The organism is Cellulomonas jepli, assembly GCF_047229345.1.
GTDB lineage: Bacteria > Actinomycetota > Actinomycetes > Actinomycetales > Cellulomonadaceae > Cellulomonas_A.
Window position 1 is genome coordinate 20817 of the sequence record NZ_JBFTER010000009.1, and the last position, 22270, is coordinate 43086.

Consider the following 22270-nt stretch of genomic DNA (forward strand, 5'->3'; position numbering starts at 1 on the left):
CCTAGGCACGGGCCAGCGTCCGGGTCAGGAAGGGCAGGACGAGGGCGAGGAGCTTGTCGGGCGTCTGGGCGTGCGGGTAGTGCCCGGCCTCGTCGATCACGGCCAGCTGACCGAGACCGGGGCGCAGGTCGGCCAGGATGCGCTCACCCTCGGCGCGGGGGTCGGCCCAGTCGGGGTCGAGGCCGCCTTCCACGACGAGGACGGGGCACGTCACGTCGGGGAGCCGGGCGCCGGCGTCGGCGGGGCTGGACCTCGCCATCGCCTGCAGCACCTTCATCCGGGCGGGCTCGCTCATCGAGGCGCGGATGCGGGCGCTCTCGTCGGACCAGTCGGCGGGCTTGGTGGGGTAGGCCAGCTCGAGGTACGCCATCCACGCCGGCAGGCTCCCCAGGAGGAGGGTCCGGGCCAGCAGGGTCCCCGACGTGCGGTACCGCTTGCTCCGCAGCAGCCCGCCCAGGTCGGCGGACTGCGTGCGGGTGAACGGGGCGAGCTCGACGACCCCGGCGATCAGGTCGGGTGCGTCGGCAGCGGCGACGGTCGCGGCGCCACCGCTGATCGACTGGCCCACGAGGACGGCCCGGTCGCCCGAGGTCCCGACGAGGTGGCGGACGAGGGCCAGCAGGTCGCCGGCGATGTCGGTGCGGCTGTAGCCGGTCCACGCGAGGCTGGAGTCGCCGCAGCCGCGGAGGTCGAGGTTGGCCACGCGGTAGCCCGCGGCCGCGAGGGCGGGGGCCAGGAAGCGGTAGGACCGGCGGCTGTCGCCCATCCCGTGGGCGAGCACGACGAGCGGGCCCTCGCCGACGAGGTCGTAGACGAGGGTGCCGTCGTCCAGGGTGAGGCTGTGGGTGGTGGGAGCGGTCACGACGTCCTCCAGGTGGCTAACGGCTGTAGCCATAAGCTAATGCCGTTAGCGAGCGGAGTCAACACCAGGTCGCGGAGGCGGTCGGGGTGCTTCCCGGTGCTCCCGGTGCTCTCGGTGCTCCGGGCGGGCTCAGCGCTGCCGGGCGTGCGTCCCGTACCCGCGGGCGAGGCGGAAGGTGAACCAGACCGTCTTGCCCGTGGCGCTCGGGTCGATGCCCCACGCGGCGGCCGAGCTGTCGACCACGTGGAGGCCACGCCCCGAGGTCGCGGTCGGGTGCGGGTCGCGCAGCACGGGCAGCTCGGTGCTCTGGTCGCTGACGGCGACGCTGAACGTGCCCTCGCGGTAGGCGGTGCGGACCACGACATCACCGCCCGCCGGGCCGTGGATGACGGCGTTGGTGAGGATCTCGCTGGCGAGGAGCTCGATGACGAGACTCTCGTCCGGCGTGGCCCAGCAGCAGGCGGCGTTGCTGGCGATGCGCCGGCGCACGTACGTGACGAGCCAGGGACCGGCCTGCGCCCCGAGGTCGAGGCCGAAGCCGTCCGGGCTCGGCTGAGGCGCCGGCAGGACGGGCGCGGTGCGCTGCGCCCGGGGGGCGAGGTCGCTCGGGGCGCCGTCCGTGGGGACCCGCGGGCGGGCCGGGCGGCCCACGGGAGCGTGCGTGCGCCGGGTCGAGCGGCGGGATGCGGGGTGCACCCCGGTACGGGTCAGCGTGTGCACGTGGTCGAGCGTTTCGATCATGAGTCCCCCCGGACCTTCGCGGTGACCGAGGTCCGACCACCGCCATTTTGATTGACAGTTCATCTATCGGCGGCGGACCCGGCGACTGTAGGACATCTGGACGGACGTCCTGCAGGGAGGGGTGCGCGAGGTCAGGGGCGGGGCGCGTACATGATGACGGCGACACCGAGCAGGCAGATCGCGGCGCCGGTGACGTCCCAGCGGTCGGGCTGGAACTTGTCGACGACCATGCCCCAGGCCAGGGAGCCGGCGACGAAGACCCCGCCGTACGCGGCGAGGATGCGCCCGAAGCTCGCGTCCGGCTGCAGGGTCGCGACGAACCCGTAGGCGCCGAGGGCCACGACGCCGGCGCCGATCCACAGGGCGCCGCGGTGCTCGCGGACGCCCTGCCAGACCAGCCACGCACCGCCGATCTCGGCGAGGGCCGCCACGGCGAAGAGGGTGAGGGAACGCAGCAACGTCATGGGTGCAGTCTCCCGGGGTCAGCTCCCGACCGTCGCGCGCGAGCACCCGCACATGCTTTCCTCCGGGGCCACGGCGTGCCGTCGGCTCAGCTCCCGGCCCGGCGCCGGAGCAGCAGGACCGCCGCGCCCACGGCGGTCGTACCGAGCGCGAGCGCCAGCAACGAGCCCGTCGGGCCTCCCGTCGCGGGGAGCGCCGCGAGCTGGGAGCTGTCGTCCGGGGTGCCGGGCGCGCCGGGACCGACGGGCCCGGGCGCCGAGGGGGACGGGGACGGGACCGGCGGGGTGGGTGACGGGGTGGGTGTGGGCGTCGCGCCGCCGAGCCAGGTGTTGACCACGGTGCAGACGATCACCTCGCCGGCCGCCACGGTGAGGGTGTCGTCCGAGAGGATCCCGCCGTCACAGGTCCACGCGCCGGGGGAGTACCCGTCGGGGCCCCCGGACTCGGACAACACGTAGTCGCCCGGGGCCACAGGGGCGGCGACGACGCCGGGGTCCCCGGTCGCCCCGGACACCGCCGTCGGGCCGTCCGCGGTGAGGGTCCAGTCCTCGGGAGCGGCCGGTCCGCCGCCCGCGGTCTGCTTGACGAGCGTCACCGTGCCCGTCGCGGACGGGCACGACACGGTGGTGTCGAAGGCGAAGTCGTGCAGCTCACGCGGGGTGGTGCCCAACGCACCCGTGGCGTGCTCGAAGTTCCGGGCGACGACGTTGCCCTGGAGGTTGATCGTGGTGTCCCACGACAGGTCGGCGAACGGGGCGTACACGGTCCCCTCGACGGCTCCGGCGCCGGTGTACCGCGCGGACGTGGCCTCCGGGAGGTTCCACAGCATGTACGGAGCCTGCACACCGCCGACACCCGTGAGCTGAGGGGCACGTCCGTCGAGCCGCTCGCCCAGGACGTTCACCACGAGCGGGGTGCTCGCCGTCGGCACCGGCGAGAAGCCGAGCGTCGACAGGCTCCCGAGGTCGGGGCCGCTGATCGTCAGGACGTTCGTGACGCCCGGGGTCAGCTGGAGGACCGCGTTGGTGCCGGGCGGCGCGGGCAGGGTCACGGGGTTGCCGTTCGCGTCGAGCAGGCGCGTGTTGACCGGGCACGCGGCGAGCTCGGTGGACAGGGCCCGGTAGCGGGTGAACGCGGCGGTGAGGTCCAGGCCGGGCACGGGGTCGTCGACCGTGGCGGGGTCCTGCCCGATGCGGCCCTCGACCCGCGGCTCCGACTCGTAGGCCGCCCCCTCGGGGACGACGCGCCAGGGCAGGTCGGGGACGCCGTTCTGGTCGGTGTTCCGCAAGTCGAACGTGGCGGGGTCGCCGAAGACGCGGATCTGGCCCTGCTCGACCCGGAGGATGTTCTGGGTGGCGGGCCACACGATCTCGCCCCCGACGAGCAGGCCGATGCCGCCCGTCCGGCCGATGTCGGTCTGGAACGCGACGTTGTACGTCGACGCGAACGTCAGGTCCCCGCCGGTCGCGATCGACCCCTCGGACTCGTCCGCCGCCAGCAGCGTGTCGCCCTCGACGAACACCGAGAACCCGCCGTTGGCCGCGGGCACGGTTCCCAGCGTCACCGGGTTGACCGGCGGGACGTCCGCGCGTGCCGGCGGCGCGAGCACCGTGAGCGCGAGGAAGCACACCGCGAGCGTCCCCAGCCCTCGACCTCGGCGTCGCCGCATCCACCGATGCAATCAGCGGGTCGGCCGTGAGGCAACCCCGGCTGTGGGACGGCCCTCAGCGTCGTGCCGCGGTCGTCGAGCAGCGCGCCGAGGTGGGACACGACGCGGTGGTCCGGCTCAGGCTCCGTCAGGCCAGTGCGTCGGTGTCGGCCACGACCTTCGTGCCGTGCCGCACCGCGAGCGCGAGGACCACGAGCGCGCCGGCGAAGGCGACGGGCCACCACTGGAGCTCGAGGCGCGGCTCGAACCAGGCGGCGGGGACGTTGCCGAGCTCACGCTCGACGGCCCGTCGCGCAGCCAGCACGGGGAGGGCCGTGGCCAGCGCCCAGCCGGCCGCGACCGTGAGGGCGGTGGCGGTCACGCGGCCGGCGTTGCCGGCGGCGAACGGTCGCCCGCTCGAGGTGGAGCGGACGACGGGGAGCAGGAGCAGGACGACGACGCCCGCGGTCAGCCACGCGATCCAGCCGGGCGCGGCGGCGAGACGCGCGGTGAGCGGGTCGGCGTGCTCGAGCCACATCATCAGGCCGCCGCCCGGGGCGGTCGGCATGCGCTCCATGGTCGCCGTCTCGTCGACGATCAGCCCCGTCTGGGGCATGTCGTCGGGCAGGGACGGCGTCACGCGTACGGGGACCGAGACGACCCACGTCGCGTCGGTGGCGGCCCGCGCCGCGATGCTCACGCCCTGAGCGATGCCCAGCAGGGCGAGGACCGTCACCGCGCCGACCACGATCGCTGACGTCATGCTGCCCTGCTCCCGAGCGGGGCTCTCGCTCGACGTGGCCATCACCGCTCCCTCTCGACAGTCGATACGCCGTCCCCGGGTAGATCGACAGTCGATGCGCCGACGTGAGGGCGGAAGCACCCGTCCGTGGTGGCCCTGGCGCGACACCACCACGGACCGGCGCCCGGCCCCGTGTGCGAGGACCGGGCGCCGTCCGTGCGTCAGCCCTGCAGTGCACGCACCTCGATGCGGGACTCGAGGACCTTCGAAGCGCGCTCCGCCCACTGCACCGCCGCCTCCTCGTCGGCGACGTCGATCACCCAGAAGCCACCGACGTAGGCAGGGGCGTCCACGAAGGGGCCGGCAGTGCGAGCGGTCGTGCCGCCCGTCGCGTCGACGGTGACGGCGGTCGACGGCGGCATGAGCCCGCCGGCGACGACGAACGCGCCGGAGCTCGTCAGGTCCGCGTTGAAGGCATCCATCTCGGCGACCACGGCCGCGAGCGCGGCCGGGTCCATGTCCTGCATCGACTGCATGGTCGGCTCCTCGGCGGAGTCGTGCGGCACGGTGAGGAAGTACTGCGGCATGGGGTCCCTCCCAGGTGGTCCCGTCGGTGCTGTCGAAGGTTCCGACCCCGTGACCTGCCGAAACTCATCGCGGGCGCAACAGCCGGCGACGACCTGGTCGGGCGCGACTCGTGCTCCGCGGGTGTGCGAGGCGGGTCAGGGGCGGCGGCCTGCTCGGCGCGCGATGTCGGGCTCGGGGTCGTCGCGGAGGGCGGCGGAGACCTCCGGGTCGCCTGGACGCAGTGCGACGAGGGCCCGTCGCACCGCCGTCGAGCGGTCCCGTGCCAGGTTCATGACGACGTCGCGCGGGGTACGGGGGTTTCCCGCGGCAGCCGCACGCACCGCTGCGGTCTTGTCGCTGGCGAGCTCGCGCAACGGGGTCCCGGTCACCCTGTCGGAACCGGCGACCTCGGCGCGGACTCGGGGAGAGGGATCCGCCGCGAGGTGGACCGGGATCTGCTGCCACGGAGAGCTCCACAGCAGCTGCAGGCGGACGTCGACGTGCGGGTCGCCGGCCAGGGCCGTGCTCATCTCCAGCGTGAGGTCCCGTCGTCGGGCAAGTGCCTCGCGTACGTCGGGGCGCGGGGACCGCAGCGCGGTCTCGCGCACGGCCGGGTCCGGGGACGTGTTCTGGGCGGCGGTCCACCGCACGCGCCAAAGAGGGTCGTCCATCAAGTGCCCGAGGAGCCCGGCCGGGCATGCGGGGTTGTCCGCCAACCGCTCGCGAACCTCCCGGTCCCGGTCGCCGGCGAGCGCGCCGGCCGCAGAAGCGGTCAGGTCGTCGCGACCGGCCACGACCCGGCGGACCCGCGGGCTCGGGTCCGCGGCGAGGGCGCCCATCTCGTCGTCGGACAGCGAGGGTGCCGAGGCGCGGAGCTCGCGATCCGCGACCGTCATGGATCGAGCCTCCCAGAGCCGTGCTGCACCCACGCGCCCCGGCACGGGTGAGTTCGTCGGCCGCTCGGACCGCAGCGACGCCGGCGCCGATGGCGGTGCACCTCGACGAAGGCGAAGAACTCGTCGTGCCGAGGAGGCTCGCTTGCTCATGGTCAGCCGGACGCTGCCGACCGATCGCAGCCCTTCAGGTCATAACGCTGTGCAGCAGCACCTCTCCTGCAGCACCCAGCGGCAGGACCAGCAGCAGCCACGCCGCAGCGGCGCGAACGCCTCGAGCACGTGGACCAGCCGCCCGCGCCGCTGACGCCGTAGCGCCGAGCCCCGCCACCAGGACGGCGCCGAGGACACAGAAGACGACGGCATCGCCCGGGTAGCGCAGGTAGACGCCGTATGTGACCACACCCTCGGCGAGGAAGACCCCACCCAGCAGCGCCGCCCCCAGCGTGGCTGTGCGCAGCGAACGGGCACGCCGCCAGCACCACCCGGCCGCCCCCAGCACCGGCCCGCCGAGCACACCCGTGGCGGCCCACATCAGGACCATGGCCGGGTTGACGCCGAAGCCCCGCAGCGCGGACGTGACGTAGTAGCCGGCGACCTCTCCGAAGCACACCAGGACACCCGCCAGGACCGCGCTCCAGGGTCGCCTGCTCCACGCGCCGACCAGGAATGCGGGAGCCACCCAGGGGCCCACCGCGTTGGCCAGTCCCGCGAACGGCCACGGCAGCACCGTCTGCAAGCCGGACGTCGCCGCCCCCCACGCCACACCGACCACGACCGCCGCGCCGAGCACCAGTGCTGCGCCCAACCCCTCGCCCTGGCCGAGGCGCCGCCCGACCCCGGCTGGTGCGGTGCGCGGGGCTATCGTCGTGACGGCAGTTTCGCTCATGGTCGAACGCTGCAGCACAGCAGGTGGCTCTGACGTCGCCGCGTGGTCGGATCACCGACGCACGGTCCTCATCCCGCGGTCTGACAGACGGGCGTCAGCCATCGCTCACCCACGGCCGCGCGCTCGGCAGCGGGGGTGCCGGCGACGGCGCCGCACCGACCAGCGGCACACATGAGCCCGCCGCCAGGTGGGTGCACGGAGACGATCGTCTAGGTGCACGTTTCTCCGGGCGAGTGGCCGGTGCTGCGCGGTGATGAGGGGGAGCCCCAGCTTGCGAAGGCGTCGAGCTTCCTCAGCCATGCCGATGAAAGTTTGAGTACATGTACGCGTAGCGGGGTGCCAGGGTCCTGCGGAACAGCCGTACGCGTGGGAGCCTGCGCTGGGCCAACTCAGTGCGTCGAGAAGGTGCCGAGCTACGGTGCGCACCGAGCTCGGCTGCCCGGGCGGGTGGGCGCGGGCGGCGCTGTGTCCCGGCGGGCGAAGCGTGAAGAGAGCGACGAGCGCGAGGTGGCGATGTCCAGGAGCCGACTGATCGATCAGTGGGAGAGCGACCTTCCCGGCCTGTCGAACGACGGCGTCCGGGACCGCGTGCGGGTGGCGCGGGAGAGCGCCGAGCAGTCGGTCGCTCGAGGTGCGGGTCGGAACCCGAAGGCGGCCCGGATGTGGCGGGCGAAGCTGCAGGCGGCCGAGGCTGAGCTGGAGCGTCGCGGGCTGCGCCCCTAGGGGTTTCCGCTGTACCTGGACGATGGTTCGGGTGCATGTCTCACGGCCCAGGGCCTTTCTCGGCGCCGGGAGAGGTTCAGGACGCGCTGGTGCTCTCATGACTAGCGGCGCCCGGCGCCTCTACTCCGGCGTCCCGGCGCAGGCTCGCGCGGGTGATGTCGACAGCGCACTCCGTCGCGTCGTCGGCCTTCTCCGGACCGAGTCGGGTCCAGGCGACCGCGACGTGAGTCGCCGCGCTCTCGCCGGCGCGCAGCCCGGGCAACAGCCAGCCGAGGCCGCGGAGGTTCGCCTCCGCGCCGTAGGAGGGCGGCGTCTGCCCGCTGAACGACCCCCGCCACGACGGCGCCTGAAGCCCCGCAACCAGCTCGTCGTCGAAGGCGTCGTGCGCGGGCCCGCCGACGGCCAGCGCGTGGTCGGGGTCCGCGAACAGCGTCGCCGCGAGGTGCCAGCCGCCGCCGCGCACACCCTCCATGCCGTCCGACAGCTGCGCGTGGACACGGATCGTCCCGGTGTCGATCCGGGCGTGCAGGCGCCACTCGATGCCCCAGCACGTGCACCGCGGGTGCTCGAGGAGCACGCTGTCGTAGGAGTAGGGCACGACGAGGACGTCGATGGTGAGGCCGCCGACGTCGTCCCACCGGGCCGTGCGCGCCCCGGACGGCAGGACCGACGATGCGGACGGCACCCCGAGCGGGACCCCGCCGCAGGTCAGGCGGAGCGCGAGCGGGCCGAGCGGTGTGGCGATCCGCTCCGCGCTGTGGGCCCGAGCGAGATCGCGCACGACGCCGTCAGGGTCGTCGACGAGGTGTCGGGCGGCGCGCAGCGCGCGTGCCGGATCGACCCCGAAGCCGTCCTCCGCCACGAGGGCGTAGAGCGCGTAGAACCGGACGTCGGCGTCCGCGTCGTGGGTGAGGTGCTCGAGGGCGTCGAGCACCGCGGCGCTCGGACGGTCCGGGTCCGTCAGGCCCGGCAGCTGGAATGCCACGGTGACGCGGACTCCGTCGTCGGGGTGGTCGACGCGGCGCAGGAACTCCTCGAGCGACTCTCGCGCGCCGTTGAAGGCGAGCGCCTGCAGCAGGCTCCGCTCGGTCGCCGGGTCGCTCGTCGCGTGCAGCAGCGCGAGCAGGCGGGGGACAACCCGGTCGCTGAAGGGACGCCGGCGGGCCGCGTCGGCGGGGCCGAGCTCGCGCAGGATGCTGATGCCCAGGTCGCGCTCGTCCGGGTCGGTACTGGCCGTCGAGCGCAGCGCGAGGTCGAGCACGTCGTCGGTGGCGCGCCGGTGCAGCTCGAGCAGGTGGAGCGGCGGCGCGTCGCTGGTGCCGTGGCGTGCCTCCTCGAGCGCAGCCGCAACGAGAGTCGCGAGCGGCAGGTCGGAGAGCGAGTCCACGACGGCACCGTAGCCGCCGTGCTCCTCGGACCAGCGGCGCGCTCGCACCGACGGCGGAACGCGAAGTGCGCCAGTGGGTAGAGGTCTCACGGGGGGTGGGGGCGGAGGTGTCCGGCGACGCGCCGATCTCGACGGCAGTCACCGGACGGGGTTCACCGAGGGCGGTGCCGAACCGCCTTCGACGCTTCCTTCGCCGTGTGTCCGTGGCTGCGCAGGCAGATGTACTCCATCGCCTGTGCAACGGTGAGGTCGTCCGCGTTGGGATCGAGGATCCGCACGCCGTCCACCCAGTCGACGACCCAGCACAGGACGCCCGGCTCCGGGGACCGGACCGTGACGCTGAACCCGCCCTCGAGCTCCGACCACGGCATCACCTCGACCTCGCCAGCGAATCCTTCCCCGGCGAGTCGCTCCAGGATCATGTCTGCGAACAGCTCGCCCGATAGCCCACCCCAGGAGTTGCGGCTCTCAGACACAGGGCGAGCATGCCGCACACCGCTGAGCAGGAGAACGCGCGCTACGTGCACCGAAACGAAAGTTGAGGTGCGTGTCACGCTCAGCCGATGGTGCGGAGGGGCGTGTCGTCGTGGTCGCGGACCGTGGTGGGTTCGACGAGGAAGTCGACGGTGGCCAGCTCGGCTGCGCGGTAGGTGCCGGCTCGGGGAAGCAGCTGCGCGGCCACGGCGTGGGCCTGGTGTGGGGTCAGGGCGATGACCCAGTGGCCCGGCTCGTGCTCGTGCGGGTCCACGTGCGCCTCGGGTGAGAACGTCACGCAGGCGTGCTCGCTCTCGAGGGAGAAGTCGTCCCCGGCACCGATGCGCAGGGGGAGTGCGACGCGCAGGGTCTCCACCACGTCGGCGCCGAGAGTGACGGTCAGGTGGGCTCGACGTCGGAACCGTGCGAGGCGGCTGGCCTGGGTGACGGTGAGCTGCTCGACGACCAGTCCCCCGAGGGAGGACCCGTCTGCGGCGCGGCCTGCCTCGACAGCGGCGAGCGCGCGCGGGACGGTGAGGATCGAGTCCCGGTCGAGCCGAGTCACCAGGAGCGGGTAGTACTGCTCGTACAGCGCAGCGAACCCTGTGTCGGTCCAGGTCTTCTTCGCGGCAGCCTCGTCGGCGGTCAGGCCGACCACCTGCAGGAAGTCGATCGCCTCGGCGCCGGCCTCTCGGGTGTCCCCGCGGGGGCCGCGTCCGAGCTCGGGGTCCTCCATGAACAGGACGTGCCCGACGGGTGTGGTCGAGTCTTGCTGGATCGGGCCGTACAGGTCCATGGTGTGGCCGGGCCCGAACGGGGTGAACGTCTCCACGACGTAGCGCGTGAGGTTCTGCAGCAGGTTCGCCATGAACACCGGGGGGTGCTCGTGCTCGGGGCTGTCGGTGCGGGCCAGGCGGGCGGTGAGCTCGAAGGTCCAGCCGCGACCGTCCTCGGGATCGTCGAGGACGTGGCGGGTGTCCGGCGTGCCGACCGCGGTCGAGGTCAAGCCGACTGCGACGTAGTGCCAGTGCGGCACCGGGTCGGCCCGGGTGTAGACGCGGACCTCGTCCAGCGGATCGGGGCCCCCGTCCTGCCAGCGGTGCTCGGTCACCCAGCGGAAGTCCGGCTCCGTCTGCCCGTACAACGCACGCAGCGCAGCGGCGATGCCCGGGGCGCCACCTTCAACAATCACGTGTCCCAGCATCCCCTGAGCCCGAGGCGCGCGGAGCGCCGCCACGAGGTGAAGCAGTCCCCTGCCACGAGCGAGGGTGCTGTCGAACGATCACGGCGGATGGCGGTGCTCAGCTGCCAGCATCGGGGACGTCCCGCTCCTCGGGCGCCGCGGACTGGGCAAGATGCTCACGCGTGACGGCGACCTCACCGCCGAGGAGCGGACCGTAGTTGCGGCGCATCTTGCCGACCGGTTCCCCGCCGCGCCCTGACGCCGACGCTAGCCCCTGCCGGTCAGGACCTGGGCCCCGTTGCGACGGTGTGCGGGTCAGCGCAGGCCAGAGGCCCGGACCCAGGCGACCGCTTCGGCGCGGGTGGATGCCCCGATCTTGCGGTAGGCGGTCCGGACCTGGGTCTTGACGGTGTTGCGGGTGACCCACAGCCGGGCGGCGATCTCCTCGAGAGTGACGTTCTCGGCCAGCTCGAGCAGCACCACCCGTTCGCGGCCGGTGAGGCGCACATCGGCCGCTGCGGTGGTGGGTCGGTCTGTGTCGAGCATCGTCATGGTGGTCCCCCCCGGGCCAGAGTGCGCAGTGCGGGGTGACTACCCCGAGGTCTGCCTGCGCCTTCGCTCTAGGAGATGGGCCACCGACGACTTCGTGACGCGGGTTCGCGGGCGAATGTGGCTCCGCCGCAGCGTCGCCGAGTGCCGCCCGCCGAGCCGGTCGCACGGACCCCGGGCATGGCCCGCCGGACTGACACACTTCGGACTCATGCACTACCCGAGGCCTGGCGACCCGGCAAGCGCCCCCGTGTGATGAGCACCGCGTGCAGATCCGCGTCGACCACGGCCCGCGGGACCGTCCGCGCCGTCGTCGAGCGCCCGGTGGGCGTCCTCGATGAGGACGATGAAGCAGGGGTGATGTCCACGGCGACCGCCTGGAGCAGGAGCACCCTCGCTCGCGTAGCGCCGGTACAGGGCCGACTTGCCCACGCCGGCTGCGGCGGCGACCTCGGCGACCGGTGCCTGTGGGTCACGGGTGAGGACTGCACGAGCGGCGTCGAAGATGCGCCCGTCGTTCACTGCTGCCTCGTGGGCGCGGCCGCCGCGCCGGGGTGCGGTCGCGGACATGTCGGTCGGGCTACCTCTTGAACGGACCGCAGCGGTCCGTTAGCTTCAGGGAAGCGGACCGCACCGGTTCGTTCGACGAGGTGGAGGACGGCATGAGCGACGACCAGAACGTAATCGACACCGACGGTGGCGCGGACGGACCGGCGCCCAGCGCCGCCGTGGCGGCTCTCGACCGGCTCGTGGGCGAGTGGACCGTGACCGGCGGCGCCGAGGGGGAGGTGCGCTACGAGTGGATGGAGGGCCGGCACTTCCTGCTCCAGCACGTCGAGCTCGAGCAGCACGGCGAGCGGATCACCGGGCTCGAGATCATCGGCCACCTGCGCCCGTTCGGCGAGCCCGCGGGAACCGACCTCGCGTCGCGGTTCTACGACTCGCAGGGCAACACCCTCGACTACACCTACGAGCTCGAGGGCGACACGCTGACGATCTGGGGCGGTCCGAAGGGCAGCCCCGCATACTTCCGCGGCAGCTTCAGCGACGGCGACCGCGTGCTCGACGGCGCCTGGGTGTACCCGGGCGGGGGTGGGTACGACTCCACGATGACCCGGAAGTGAGCCGGTCGGCGGCGGCCGCTGCGACGTCGGCGTGGAGTCCGGCGACGAGTTGGTCGCCGCGTGCCTAGGGGGAGTGTGATGCCGCACGTGTACTGAGCCGACGGCACGGCGATCGGCTACGACCGCCCCCGTGACGAGGGGCCATCGCTCGTGCTGATCGGGGCGGTCACCAGCCGGGGTAATCGACTGCCATCTGCCCGACGAGGGCGTAGGCCGCGTAGTCGTTCACCCTCCACTGCAGCGCCTCGGTCTGTCGGTCGGAGCCCGTGGGACTCTCGTCAGCCACGATGATCAGCGTCAGGGAGCGCTGGTCCGGCGCCAAGGTCACGGCGTCGATCACGTTGGCGGAGAACTCGGCCTCTGCTGGAGCCGTAGGTCCGGGACGACGTCGAAGCATGGTCTGGAGCATTCGATCGTCGGCTGACTGCGCACCGCCGACGAGGCGCATGATCGACCGTTCCGGGCCGACGGGTGCACCTGAACGAAGGTTTGGGTACGGCAAGCACGAGACAGGGGCCCATTGGCGGTGTCGAGACGCTACGTGAGGACCATCTCAGGAAGCTCGGCGATGCCCATGCGCTGTCAGCCACCGGAGCGTCGTCTACCTCACTGATCGTCGACGTCGATCTCCTTGTAGCCCGGCGGCAGGTCGGTGCACTCCACGTCCTGGAGCCGCGAGGGCGGGTCCTCGCGGGGATCCACGGTGAGCACGAGGCACAGCCGACGGTCCGCCGAGCTCACGAACAGCCCACCGCCGCTGGTCGCATTCCCGTCGATCTCGAGTCCGAGCTCCACGCCGGAGGAGGTCACGTCGCTCGTCGTGATGAAGGCGCCGATCGACGTCGCGGCGGCCGCCACCGCCTCGGCGAGCACCTGGCCGCGCGACCCCGGTTCCTCCGCGACGGCGTTGTCGACCCGGGTAATCACCAGCAGCGCCTTGCGCTGCGCGTCCTCGGCCGCACGTCGCCCGAGGCCCCCGTCGGCACACGCGCTGACGAGCAGCAGGGCGGCGATGGCCGAGGCGCCGACCGCGAAGGTGGGCAAGCTTGGCGGGCGGCTCGGGGTGATGGTCACCGGAGCGACGCTAGCCGTCACCATGCAGACGCGTCAGGCGCCGCGACCCGTCGTGCCCTCCCACGGATGTACTCAAACGATCGTTCGAGTGCACGCCCGCAGGTCCGTGGGGCGGCTCGGCGTGGCAGCGTTCAGAACTCGCGCACTCAACGTCCGGCGGCTCCGGTGCAGTGCCGATGAGTTGTGTGACTGTGGCGCTGCCGGCGGCCTGTGCGCCGAGGAGATCAGATGCTCCGTCGTCGACCGTGCATCGAAGCGCTCGACCCCGGGACAGCAAGCCGAGGTCGTCAGCGGCACAGGGCCAGGCTGGTGTCGGGTTGTTCAGCGCACCGCCGCGGCACCAGGAGCGCGACGCCACGACCGCCCTGCGAGGTGGGGCAGCCCCCACCCGGGACGTGGGGGACCGCAGGCTGGGGCCGCGTGCACGCCGGGGCCTAGCGTCGTCCCCATGACCTCCGACGTCCCCGCGCCGACCCCGGCGCCGGCCCCACCGAGCGGCTCCGCCGGGCCCGCGGACCCGGCCACCGAGCCGTCCGCGGCAGCCGCGCCCCCCACCGCCCCGACGCCCGCCTCGACCACGCCCGCCTCCACCACGGGCGGCGCACCCGCCGTGCCCGTGACGCCCGCCGCGCAGGGGGTGCCCGCGTACGCACGTCCGGCCCCCGCGGCCGCGGACGTGACGCCGACGGCCGTGCTCACCGCTCCCGCGCCGAGCGGCGGTGTGCCGACCACCGGCGCACCAGCTCCGGCCGCCACCGCGCCGACGCCCAGCGCACGGGCCGCGACGGGCGTCCCCGCGGCGACCCCGCACCCGCTCGCTGCCCCCGCCCTGAGCGTCGACGACGACCTGCGCGTCGTCGCCCCCGCGCTCACCGGCGGCCGCGAGCTGCTGCGCGCACCGGTCAGCGCCGCGACGTGGCGCGCGGTGTCGCAGGCGACGGTCGGGATGTGGCTCCTCCTGGCCGCGTCGATCGCGCTGGTCTCGGCGCTCGCGTTCTCCGTCGCGTTCGCGCTGCTCGTCGTCGGGATCCCGCTCCTCACGCTGACGCTGCTCGTCGCCCGGCCGCTCGCGGGGCTCGAGCGCAGCCGGCTGCACGCCCAGCTCGGGGTCGACATCCCCGCACCCGAGTACCGCCGGGCGGTCGATGCCCGCCTGTGGCGTCGCGCGTGGGGCGTGCTCACGGACGTCCGGGGCTGGGCCCACCTCGCGTACGCGTTGCTGGGTCTCGGCGTCACCGGGCTGCAGGCCCTGCTCATCTGGGTGCTCGGCGGCTTCGCGCTCGCAGGGGTCGCCTTCCCGCTCTACGTGGCGTCGACGGACGTCCCCGTCAGCCGGGTGCCGCTCTTCGTCCTCGCCGGCCTGGTGGGCACCTGGGTGTGGCCGCTCGGGCTGCAGGCCCTCACGCTGCTGCACGTGCGCCTCGCGCGGGGCCTGCTCGGGTGGCCGCGGAGCGCCGCCGCGGTGCAGGCCGCCCGGGTCGCGGCCCAGGCGGCGCAGGACCGGGCGTCGCAGGCCGAGGTTCGCGCCGTGCAGCTGCGCGAGACGCGCACGCGCGCGGTCGGCACCGCCGAGGACGACCGCCGCCGCATCGAGCGCGACCTGCACGACGGCGCCCAGCAGCGCCTCGTCGCGCTCGGGGTCGAGCTCGGCGTCGCCAAGCGCGCCGCCGCGCAGGACCCGGTGGCCGCGGCCGCGGCGCTCGACCACGCGCACCGCGAGGTCAAGGAGACGCTCGCGGAGCTGCGCGACCTCGTGCGAGGCATCCACCCGGCCGTGCTGACCGACCGTGGGCTCGACGCCGCGCTCTCGGCGCTCGCCGCGCGGTGCACCGTCCCGGTCACGGTCGACGTGCCCGACCCGGCGTCGCTCGCCGCCGCCGGCCCGAGCGCGCAGGCGGCCGCCTACTTCGTGACCGCCGAGGCCCTCACCAACGTCGCCCGCCACTCGGGCGCCCGCACCGCGACCGTCCGTGCCACGGTGCACGACTCCGTGCTCCGCCTCGAGGTGGTCGACGACGGCCGCGGCGGCGCGACCGCCCGACCCGGCAGCGGGCTCGACGGTCTGCGCAGCCGTGTCGAGGTGCTCGACGGCACCCTGACGCTCGACAGCCCCGTCGGCAGCGGCACCCGACTCACCGTGGAGGTGCCGTGCGCATCGTGATCGCCGAGGACTCCGTCCTCCTGCTGGACGGCCTGACCCGGCTCCTCGAGGCTGAGGGCCACCAGGTGACCCCCCACAAGACCGCCGACGAGCTCGTCGCCGCGATGAGCCGCGCCGACGCCCTGCCGGACCTGCTCGTGACCGACGTCCGGATGCCGCCGTCGCACACCGACGAGGGCCTGCGCGCCGCGGTCCACCTGCGGAGCATCCACAAGCGGCTCCCGGTGCTCGTGCTCTCGCAGTACGTCGAGCAGCGCTACGCCGCGGAGCTCTTCGCCGGGGACGTGCGCGCCCTCGGCTACGTGCTGAAGGACCGCGTCGCCGACGTCGACGAGTTCCTCGACGTCGTCGGCCGGGTCGCCGGCGGCGGCACCGTGATCGACCCCGAGGTCGTCGCGCAGCTGCTCGCCCGCGGCCGGCGCGCCGGGCTCGACGCCCTCACGGCGCGTGAGCGCGACGTCCTGGGCCTCATGGCGGAGGGCCGCTCGAACGCGGCCATCGCCGAACGTCTCGTGATCGGCCTCGGCGCCGTGGAGAAGCACGTCACGTCCATCCTGACCAAGCTCGACCTCGCCCCCGACGGTGACGACCACCGGCGCGTGCTCGCGGTCCTGCGCTGGCTCGAGCACGAACCCACCGGAGGAGACCGACCATGACCACGCACCACGAGCCGCTCGCGGACACCGCGGTCCTCACCCCGGGGGCCTCCGGCGCCCCGCGCACGCCGGACGCACCGCCGCCCGGCGGCGGGCAGCCGCCGACGGGTCTGCCGCCCGCACCGTCCCCGCGCGGGCCGGGCGCCCGCGCGCTCACCTGGGCCGGCGGGATCGTCGGCGGAGGGCTCCTGCTCCTCGCGGGCTTCCAGGGCGCGGACGCGCTCGCCCAGAGCACCGCCACCGAGCAGCGGGACTTCGCACCCGCGGACGTCGTCGAGCTCGTCGCCGACGGCCCGGTCGAGGTCACGGTGGGCACCGGGGACGTCGAGGTCGTGGCGCGCAGCCGCTCGGGGTTCGTCGACCCCTCCTTCGGCGGCCAGCTGCAGGGTGACCGGCTCGTCGTGGAGCACCGGTGCACGGGCATCTGGTTCGGGAGCTGCACCGCGGGCCTCGACGTGCGGCTCCCCGAGGACACCCAGGTCGTCGTGCGGTCCTCGTCCGGGAGCATCGTGGCGACCGGTATCGCCGGCGACGTCGACCTGAGCTCGGGGGACGGAAGCGTGACGGTCGACGGCATCGACGGCACGGTGCTCGCGGTCTCCGGCTCCGGCGGCGTCGAGGTGCACGACGCGACGGGCGGCGTCGAGGCGCGCTCGTCGGACGGGCACGTGCGGGTCGTCGACGCGGGCGGCGACGTCCTCGCGGGCTCCGGGTCCGGCGGCATCGAGGTCGCGGGCGTGCGGGGGACCGTCGACGCGCGGACGAGCGACGGGTCGGTCGACGTGCGGGACACCGACGGCGAGGTCGTGGCCCGCTCCGGCAGCGGTCGCGTCGCGGTCGCGGACGCCGGCGGCCGGGTCGAGGCGCAGAGCTCCGACGGGTCCGTCGAGGTGCTGGGCGCCGACGGCGACGCGCTCGCGGTCTCGGGCAGCGGCCAGGTCGCGGTCGTCGGCGCGAAGGGCAGGGTCGAGGCGCGGTCGTCCGACGGTCAGGTCGACGTGAGCGACGTCACGGGCGACGCCACGGCCGTCTCCGGCAGCGGCTCGGTCACGGTCGCGGCGGTCCAGGGGAACGTCGAGGCGTCCTCGAGCGACGGCCCCGTGACGGTGCACGGCACGGGCACGCCGGTCCGCCTCGAGATCTCGACGGCCGACGGCCAGCAGTTCGTCGAGGCCGCGACCGACCCGTCGGCGTCGCGCTCGGTGTCGATCCGCTCGGGCAGCGGCGACGTGTCCTACCTCGGGCCGCGCTGAACCGGAGCACCACCGGACCGCGCCGGCCGGGCCGGGCGTCACCCCGCCCGGCCCGCCGTGCGCGGCACCGGCCTCCGCGATCGGCAGGCCCGGCTGCGGGTGGCACGACAGAGGGCCCCGACCAGCGTCCGCTGGTCGGGGCCCTCTGCTCTCACCCGGTCGGGGTGGCGGGATTCGAACCCACGACCTCTTCGTCCCGAACGAAGCGCGCTACCAAGCTGCGCCACACCCCGGTTGAGCCTGCTCAGGATAGCGGAGTCGGGGGCGCAGGTCGAAACGGCCCCCGACGGCCACGACGTCCGCGTGCTCTGGCGGCTGGGGACGCCTTCGACGGGACGAGGATGTGTGGGACGCCGCCCCACCGGGGGGGCATCCCCGCACCGCGCCTCGGGCCGGGGCCAGTGCCGGCCGCGCACCGGACGCCGCCGCGCACAGGGCGCTCACCGACCGCCGGGTACTCCGCCTACGCGCTCCGCGGAACCCTCGCGACGCGCGGTGCATGAGGGTTGCCTCATCCGGTACGCGTCTGACACCGTGTTTCGTCGCGGCGGCTCCGGTCGTCGCTCGTTGTCGTCGACAGGGTCGTCGCCGGCCTGGACCGAGGGGGGCACAGTGGACATCACCCGTCGCACCGCGCTCGCGGTCCTGGGGGCCGGGGCCGGCGCGGTCGGCCTCGCGACGAGCGCGCACGGCCACGACGGGCCGGCGGCAGAGGCCGTGCCGGCCGGCGGGCCGTGGTCGTCGTCCGCGGTCGAGACGACGACGCTCGCGTGGTTCGACGCCGACTTCGCGACCGAGACGCTCGCCGAGGTCCCGCGGGTCCTCGAGGTGCGGGGCCTCACGCCGTCGACCCCGGAGCTCGCGGGCGTCCTGGTGTTCGACCCCCGGCTCCTCGCACGCCGCGGCGACGTGATGCTGTCGAGCGCGGGCCGCGTCTGGACCGTCCCGGTCGCCGAGCAGCGCACGCCGGAGGGCGCGACGGAGCTGCGGTTCGGGCTCACGAGCGCGCCCGGCGCGGAGCCGCACGACGCCCCGACGCTCGTGCTCCTGCCGCTCGTGCCGCGTGCGCTCTACCCCCTGGAGAACGTCGCGGACGTCGTCCCGCTCGCGCTCACGCTCACGGGCGGCGCGGGCGAGTACCGGTGGGCCGACGTGTCGACGACCGCGCCGCGCGAGCCGTGGGGTGCCGAGCTCGCCGCCGCGTGGACGTCGTGCGGCGTCGGCGCGGCCGGTGCGGCGCGCAGCTACCGGTTCCCCGTGGGCGTCCGCGTCGCCGGCGTCGGGCCCGGTCCCGTCCCCGCGGGCGCGCGCGTCACGGTCGACCTCGACGCCCGGCTCGTCGCCGCGGTGACCGCGTCCGAGCTGCGCCTCGACGGCGCCCCGCTCGACCGGTCGCGCGTGGAGGTCGTCTCGACGCGCGTGGGTGACCTGCTGCGGACGGTCGTGCACCTGCGCGACGAGGTCCCGGCGGACGCGGTGCTCGACGTCGCGCTCGACGTCACCCCGTCCGGCTCGGGCCACGACGTCGCCGGACTGCACTACGCGACGGTCACGCTCGCCGGGGTCGACGACGCCGCGCGCCCGCAGCGCGCCACCGGCCGGTACTCCGTGAGCGACCTCACGTCCTCGGGCACCCCGCACGCCGAGTCCGCCACGTGCGGCACGACCTGAGCGGGGGAGCGACGATGGCGGACTTCTGGGTCCAGGAGGCGCAGGCCTGGGTCAACAGCACGTACGGCGCGGTCGCGGGCTACACGCCGGTCGAGGTCGACGGCGTGACGGGCTGGCGCACGGTCTTCGCCCTGACGCGCGGGCTCCAGGTCGAGCTCGGGATCACCGCGCTCTCGGACAACTTCGGCGTGACGACGAGCGCACGGTTCGCCGCCCAGGTCGGGACGCTGACCCCGCAGAGCCCCGCGTCGAACGTCGTGCGGATCCTGCGGTGCGCGCTGTGGTGCAAGGGCTACCAGGGCGGCGACGTGCGCGACGGGGTGTTCGACGACGCGCTCGCGCTCGCGGTCGTCCGCGCCCTGCAGGACCTCGGGCTGCCCGGCACGACCCCCGCGGTCGACGTCAAGGTGATGAAGAGCCTGCTCAGCATGGACGCCTACCTCACGGTGCCGGGCGGGCGTGACGAGGTCCGGGCGTTCCAGCAGTGGCTCAACGCGCGCTACCTGCCCCGGCTCGACTTCGCGGTCGTCCCGTGCGACGGGCGCTACGCGCGTGACCTCCAGCGCGGCCTGATGCTCGGCGTGCAGTACGAGATCGGGATGGCCGACGGCGTCGCGAACGGCAACTTCGGTCCCGGTACGCAGGCCGGTCTGCGCGGCCCCGCGTACGTCGAGCCGGGCAGCACCGACGAGCGGGCGGCGTTCGTCCGGCTGTTCCAGGGCGCGCTGCTCTGCAACGGCTACGACACCCCGTTCGACGGCACGTTCGGCACCGCGACGTCGGACGCCGTGGCGGCGTTCCAGGACTTCGTGCAGCTCACCCCGACCGGCGTCGGTGACTTCGCCACCTGGGCCTCGCTCCTCGTGAGCTCGGGCGACCCGGACCGCCCCGGCACCGCGGCGGACACCTCGACGCCCCTGACCCCCGCGACGGCGACCGCCCTGCGCGACGCGGGCTACCGGACGGTCGGGCGCTACATGAGCGTCGCGACGAAGCGGTACCGGCGCACGGAGCTCGACGACGTGCTGGCCGCGGGGCTCACCACGTTCCCGATCTACCAGGAGTTCGGCAACGAGGCGAAGTACTTCACCGACGAGATCGGCTACGGCCACGGGCTGGCCGCCGCCCGCCGCGCCCGCCAGCTCGGGTTCCTGCCCGGCGCCGTCATCCACTTCGCGGTCGACTACGACGCGACGAACGACGACATCGACGCGCGGGTCATCCGCTACTTCGAGGGCGTCAACCGCGGGATCGGCGCCGCGCGGGCGGGGGAGTACCGCGTCGGCGTGTACGGCTCGCGGAACGTGTGCGCGCGGGTGTGCGCCCGCGAGCTCGCCGTGAGCGCGTTCGTCGCGGGCATGTCCCGGGGCTGGAGCGGCAACCTCGGCTTCCCGCTGCCCCCGCAGTGGGCGTACGACCAGGTCCAGACCCTCACGGTGGGCGCCGGGGCGGGCGTCGTGACGATCGACAAGGTCATCCGCTCCCCGAGGGCCGAGCCGGTCGGCGCCGACGGGCTCGTCGAGACCCCGCGCGGCACCGACGACGCGGGCTTCCACCAGATGTTCTGGTCGCTGACCCAGCTGCGCTTCGAGGCCGAGGTCGCGCTCCGCGGCGCGTCCGACGAGGCCCGCGCCCAGGCAGACGACCTCGTGCTGCACCACGCGCAGACGGGCAGGTTCGCGACGGCCGCCTGGACGGCGTCCACACCGCTCGCCGAGACCCGGCTCCCGGAGCCGGCGGCGTCCGAGGTCGCGGCGGCGCGCGCCCGGTTCCTCGCCACCCCGCCGCCCGCCGCGAGTCCCGTGGACTACGACGGCGACCTCGCGCACCTCGCGGCGAGCGCGCGCGCCTGGTCGATCGCGGGCTTCGGCGACGACCCGGCTACCGTCGGCCGCGGCGACCTCGGCAGCTGGGCCCTGGACCTCGTCGCCCTCTGGGCCGAGTACGCCACGGCCCGCGAGTCCGGCCCCGAGCCGCGCGGCGGTGCTCAGACCTGGCTCGCGGAGCGGATCGGCACGGGGACGGGCGCACTGACCCGCGCCGACCTCGTCGCGGACGTCGACGCGTACCTCGTCTCGCGGGCCCGCGAGGCGGACCCGTCGCGGGGCGTCGCGGACGTCGTGCGCGAGATCCTCGTGCGGTCCGCCCTGGACCCCACGTGGCGCTTCGCGGAGTTCCTCGACGCGCGCTTCGGTGGCAGGCACGTGACCGCCCGCAGTGCTGTGGCGGCGCTCGTCGACCCCCGGACCCCGTGGAGCGACGGCCCGGTCGCGCAGTTCTCGGGCACCCGGCGGCCCGGCGAGCGCAGCGCCGCGGTCACGAGCCGGCGCGAGCTCGGCGGCGAGGCCCGGGCGGTCGCCCAGGCGTTCGTGACCGTGCTGTGGCGGCTCGCGGGGCGCCCGCTCTCGTGAAGCAGCCGAGTCCGGTGCTCGGCTGGGCGGCTTCGTGAGGCGACTGGTGAGGCGCTGGTCCTGTTCCCGGTCAGCTCGCGCACGCGGGGCGTCCTCCCCCTTCGCTGTGCAGGAGGGCACATCGAAGTCGCCGACCCGTCGCCCTCGGGCGGGAGCAGCACGCCACGCTCCTCGAGCGGACGGTTCCCGGGGGCCCGGGCCGACGGCGCTCCGCCGGGCCGTGGGCGGTGCCGGCCTCGGCGTTCTCGCGCTCGTCGCCACGGGCTGTGGTCCGGACGAGTCGATCTCGGTGGACATGGCGACGACCGACGCCCGGGCGGGCGCCCTCGACGACGCGGCTGCGCTCCGGGAGGCGATGCGCGCGCACAGCGGCGCGGCGACGGTCCGTGACGCGACGGACGCGTGGTCGCGAACGGCTCTCGGCCGGCAGGCAGCGATCCACGAGCTCGGCGACGGCGATCTCGAGCTGGTCATGGTCTACGACGTGTCGGAGAACCAGGGGGGCGGGTGGTTCTCCAGCGAGGTGGTGGTCCGGCTCTGCACGCAGCTCGAGGTGCGGGGTGGCGACGACCCTCAGGTCGACCTCGTCGGCGCGCCTTGCCCCGACGGCCTCCCGCTTCCCGAGTACGTCGACACCTTCGTCGAGGTCACTCTCGAGTGAGCGTGGCACGAGCGTCCCCGTCTGCGGGACGAGCTCGCGGCGGAGCGGTCAGGGCGCTCAGCACGCGCGCACTGCTCGCTCCCGGGCGGGGCGGCTGGTGAACGGCAGCGACCGGAGCGCGGTGCGGGGCGCGTGGCCG

Annotated in this window: 22 protein-coding genes and 1 tRNA gene; 8 read left to right on the forward strand and 15 right to left on the reverse strand. The window is 74.4% G+C overall.

The window, feature by feature from the left end; translation table 11 throughout:
* Position 1: 1 nt before the first annotated feature.
* The 8 genes from AB6N24_RS03605 to AB6N24_RS03640 all read right to left on the reverse strand — a co-directional run bounded on the left by AB6N24_RS03605 (position 2) and on the right by AB6N24_RS03640 (position 6804).
* On the reverse strand, positions 2–862 hold the full coding sequence (locus AB6N24_RS03605; protein WP_412868063.1) for an alpha/beta fold hydrolase: 861 nt from the start codon (positions 860–862) through the stop codon (positions 2–4).
* Positions 863–991: 129 nt separating this feature from the next.
* Positions 992–1603 (reverse strand): ATP-binding protein, encoded by a 612-nt coding sequence (locus AB6N24_RS03610; RefSeq protein WP_412868064.1) that lies wholly within the window; start codon positions 1601–1603, stop codon positions 992–994.
* Between the two features lie 131 nt (positions 1604–1734).
* The gene (locus AB6N24_RS03615; RefSeq protein WP_412868065.1) at positions 1735–2067 is read right to left on the reverse strand and encodes a YnfA family protein; all 333 of its coding nucleotides are present in this window, start codon (positions 2065–2067) and stop codon (positions 1735–1737) included.
* 86 nt (positions 2068–2153) lie between these two features.
* Complete coding sequence (locus AB6N24_RS03620; protein ID WP_412868066.1) at positions 2154–3734, reverse strand: collagen-binding domain-containing protein; 1581 nt, start codon at positions 3732–3734, stop codon at positions 2154–2156.
* Between the two features lie 127 nt (positions 3735–3861).
* Positions 3862–4518: a hypothetical protein gene (locus tag AB6N24_RS03625; protein WP_412868067.1), complete on the reverse strand. Its 657-nt coding sequence runs from the start codon at positions 4516–4518 to the stop codon at positions 3862–3864.
* Between the two features lie 158 nt (positions 4519–4676).
* The gene (locus AB6N24_RS03630; RefSeq protein ID WP_412868068.1) at positions 4677–5042 is read right to left on the reverse strand and encodes a YciI family protein; all 366 of its coding nucleotides are present in this window, start codon (positions 5040–5042) and stop codon (positions 4677–4679) included.
* Positions 5043–5177: 135 nt separating this feature from the next.
* The gene (locus tag AB6N24_RS03635) at positions 5178–5918 is read right to left on the reverse strand and encodes a hypothetical protein (RefSeq protein ID WP_412868069.1); all 741 of its coding nucleotides are present in this window, start codon (positions 5916–5918) and stop codon (positions 5178–5180) included.
* A 184-nt stretch (positions 5919–6102) separates the two neighbouring features.
* On the reverse strand, positions 6103–6804 hold the full coding sequence (locus AB6N24_RS03640) for a DUF6518 family protein (RefSeq protein ID WP_412868070.1): 702 nt from the start codon (positions 6802–6804) through the stop codon (positions 6103–6105).
* A gap of 513 nt (positions 6805–7317) precedes the next feature.
* Here AB6N24_RS03640 and AB6N24_RS03645 point away from each other — a divergent pair.
* Positions 7318–7527, forward strand: coding sequence for a hypothetical protein (locus tag AB6N24_RS03645; protein ID WP_412868071.1), 210 nt, complete (start codon positions 7318–7320; stop codon positions 7525–7527).
* A gap of 76 nt (positions 7528–7603) precedes the next feature.
* On the opposite strand, the gene AB6N24_RS03650 is transcribed toward AB6N24_RS03645, so the two are convergent.
* The 4 genes from AB6N24_RS03650 to AB6N24_RS03665 all read right to left on the reverse strand — a co-directional run bounded on the left by AB6N24_RS03650 (position 7604) and on the right by AB6N24_RS03665 (position 11123).
* On the reverse strand, positions 7604–8914 hold the full coding sequence (locus AB6N24_RS03650; RefSeq protein ID WP_412868072.1) for a HEAT repeat domain-containing protein: 1311 nt from the start codon (positions 8912–8914) through the stop codon (positions 7604–7606).
* Positions 8915–9066: 152 nt separating this feature from the next.
* Positions 9067–9390 (reverse strand): protein kinase family protein, encoded by a 324-nt coding sequence (locus AB6N24_RS03655; protein WP_412868073.1) that lies wholly within the window; start codon positions 9388–9390, stop codon positions 9067–9069.
* Between the two features lie 80 nt (positions 9391–9470).
* Entirely contained in the window at positions 9471–10592 is a 1122-nt protein-coding gene (locus AB6N24_RS03660; protein ID WP_412868074.1) for a suppressor of fused domain protein, read from the reverse strand.
* 294 nt (positions 10593–10886) lie between these two features.
* Positions 10887–11123, reverse strand: coding sequence for a LuxR C-terminal-related transcriptional regulator (locus tag AB6N24_RS03665; protein ID WP_412868075.1), 237 nt, complete (start codon positions 11121–11123; stop codon positions 10887–10889).
* Positions 11124–11782: 659 nt separating this feature from the next.
* On the opposite strand from AB6N24_RS03665, the gene AB6N24_RS03670 reads away from it, so the two are divergent.
* On the forward strand, positions 11783–12244 hold the full coding sequence (locus AB6N24_RS03670; RefSeq protein ID WP_412868076.1) for a hypothetical protein: 462 nt from the start codon (positions 11783–11785) through the stop codon (positions 12242–12244).
* A 166-nt stretch (positions 12245–12410) separates the two neighbouring features.
* Here AB6N24_RS03670 and AB6N24_RS03675 read toward each other — a convergent pair whose 3' ends face one another.
* A complete protein-coding gene (locus AB6N24_RS03675) occupies positions 12411–12692 on the reverse strand; it encodes a hypothetical protein (protein ID WP_412868077.1) in 282 nt (93 codons plus the stop codon).
* Positions 12693–12850: 158 nt separating this feature from the next.
* A complete protein-coding gene (locus tag AB6N24_RS03680; protein ID WP_412868078.1) occupies positions 12851–13318 on the reverse strand; it encodes a hypothetical protein in 468 nt (155 codons plus the stop codon).
* Between the two features lie 448 nt (positions 13319–13766).
* On the opposite strand from AB6N24_RS03680, the gene AB6N24_RS03685 reads away from it, so the two are divergent.
* From AB6N24_RS03685 to AB6N24_RS03695, 3 genes are read left to right on the forward strand one after another with little or no spacing between them, the layout of a single operon-like run.
* On the forward strand, positions 13767–15479 hold the full coding sequence (locus AB6N24_RS03685) for a sensor histidine kinase (protein WP_412868079.1): 1713 nt from the start codon (positions 13767–13769) through the stop codon (positions 15477–15479).
* Positions 15467–16135: a response regulator gene (locus AB6N24_RS03690; RefSeq protein ID WP_412868080.1), complete on the forward strand. Its 669-nt coding sequence runs from the start codon at positions 15467–15469 to the stop codon at positions 16133–16135. Before AB6N24_RS03685 ends, AB6N24_RS03690 begins: the two co-directional genes overlap by 13 nt.
* Positions 16132–17388: a DUF4097 family beta strand repeat-containing protein gene (locus tag AB6N24_RS03695; protein ID WP_412868081.1), complete on the forward strand. Its 1257-nt coding sequence runs from the start codon at positions 16132–16134 to the stop codon at positions 17386–17388. The genes AB6N24_RS03690 and AB6N24_RS03695 overlap by 4 nt, the downstream gene beginning before the upstream one ends.
* 159 nt (positions 17389–17547) lie before the next feature.
* Here the strand turns inward: AB6N24_RS03695 and AB6N24_RS03700 are convergent.
* Positions 17548–17621 (reverse strand) — tRNA-Pro (locus tag AB6N24_RS03700).
* A gap of 379 nt (positions 17622–18000) precedes the next feature.
* Here AB6N24_RS03700 and AB6N24_RS03705 point away from each other — a divergent pair.
* From AB6N24_RS03705 to AB6N24_RS03715, 3 genes are all read left to right on the forward strand, one after another.
* Complete coding sequence (locus AB6N24_RS03705; RefSeq protein ID WP_412868082.1) at positions 18001–19059, forward strand: hypothetical protein; 1059 nt, start codon at positions 18001–18003, stop codon at positions 19057–19059.
* Positions 19060–19073: 14 nt separating this feature from the next.
* Complete coding sequence (locus tag AB6N24_RS03710) at positions 19074–21470, forward strand: glycoside hydrolase domain-containing protein (protein WP_412868083.1); 2397 nt, start codon at positions 19074–19076, stop codon at positions 21468–21470.
* A 295-nt stretch (positions 21471–21765) separates the two neighbouring features.
* The gene (locus AB6N24_RS03715) at positions 21766–22131 is read left to right on the forward strand and encodes a hypothetical protein (RefSeq protein WP_412868084.1); all 366 of its coding nucleotides are present in this window, start codon (positions 21766–21768) and stop codon (positions 22129–22131) included.
* Positions 22132–22270 lie beyond the last annotated feature (139 nt).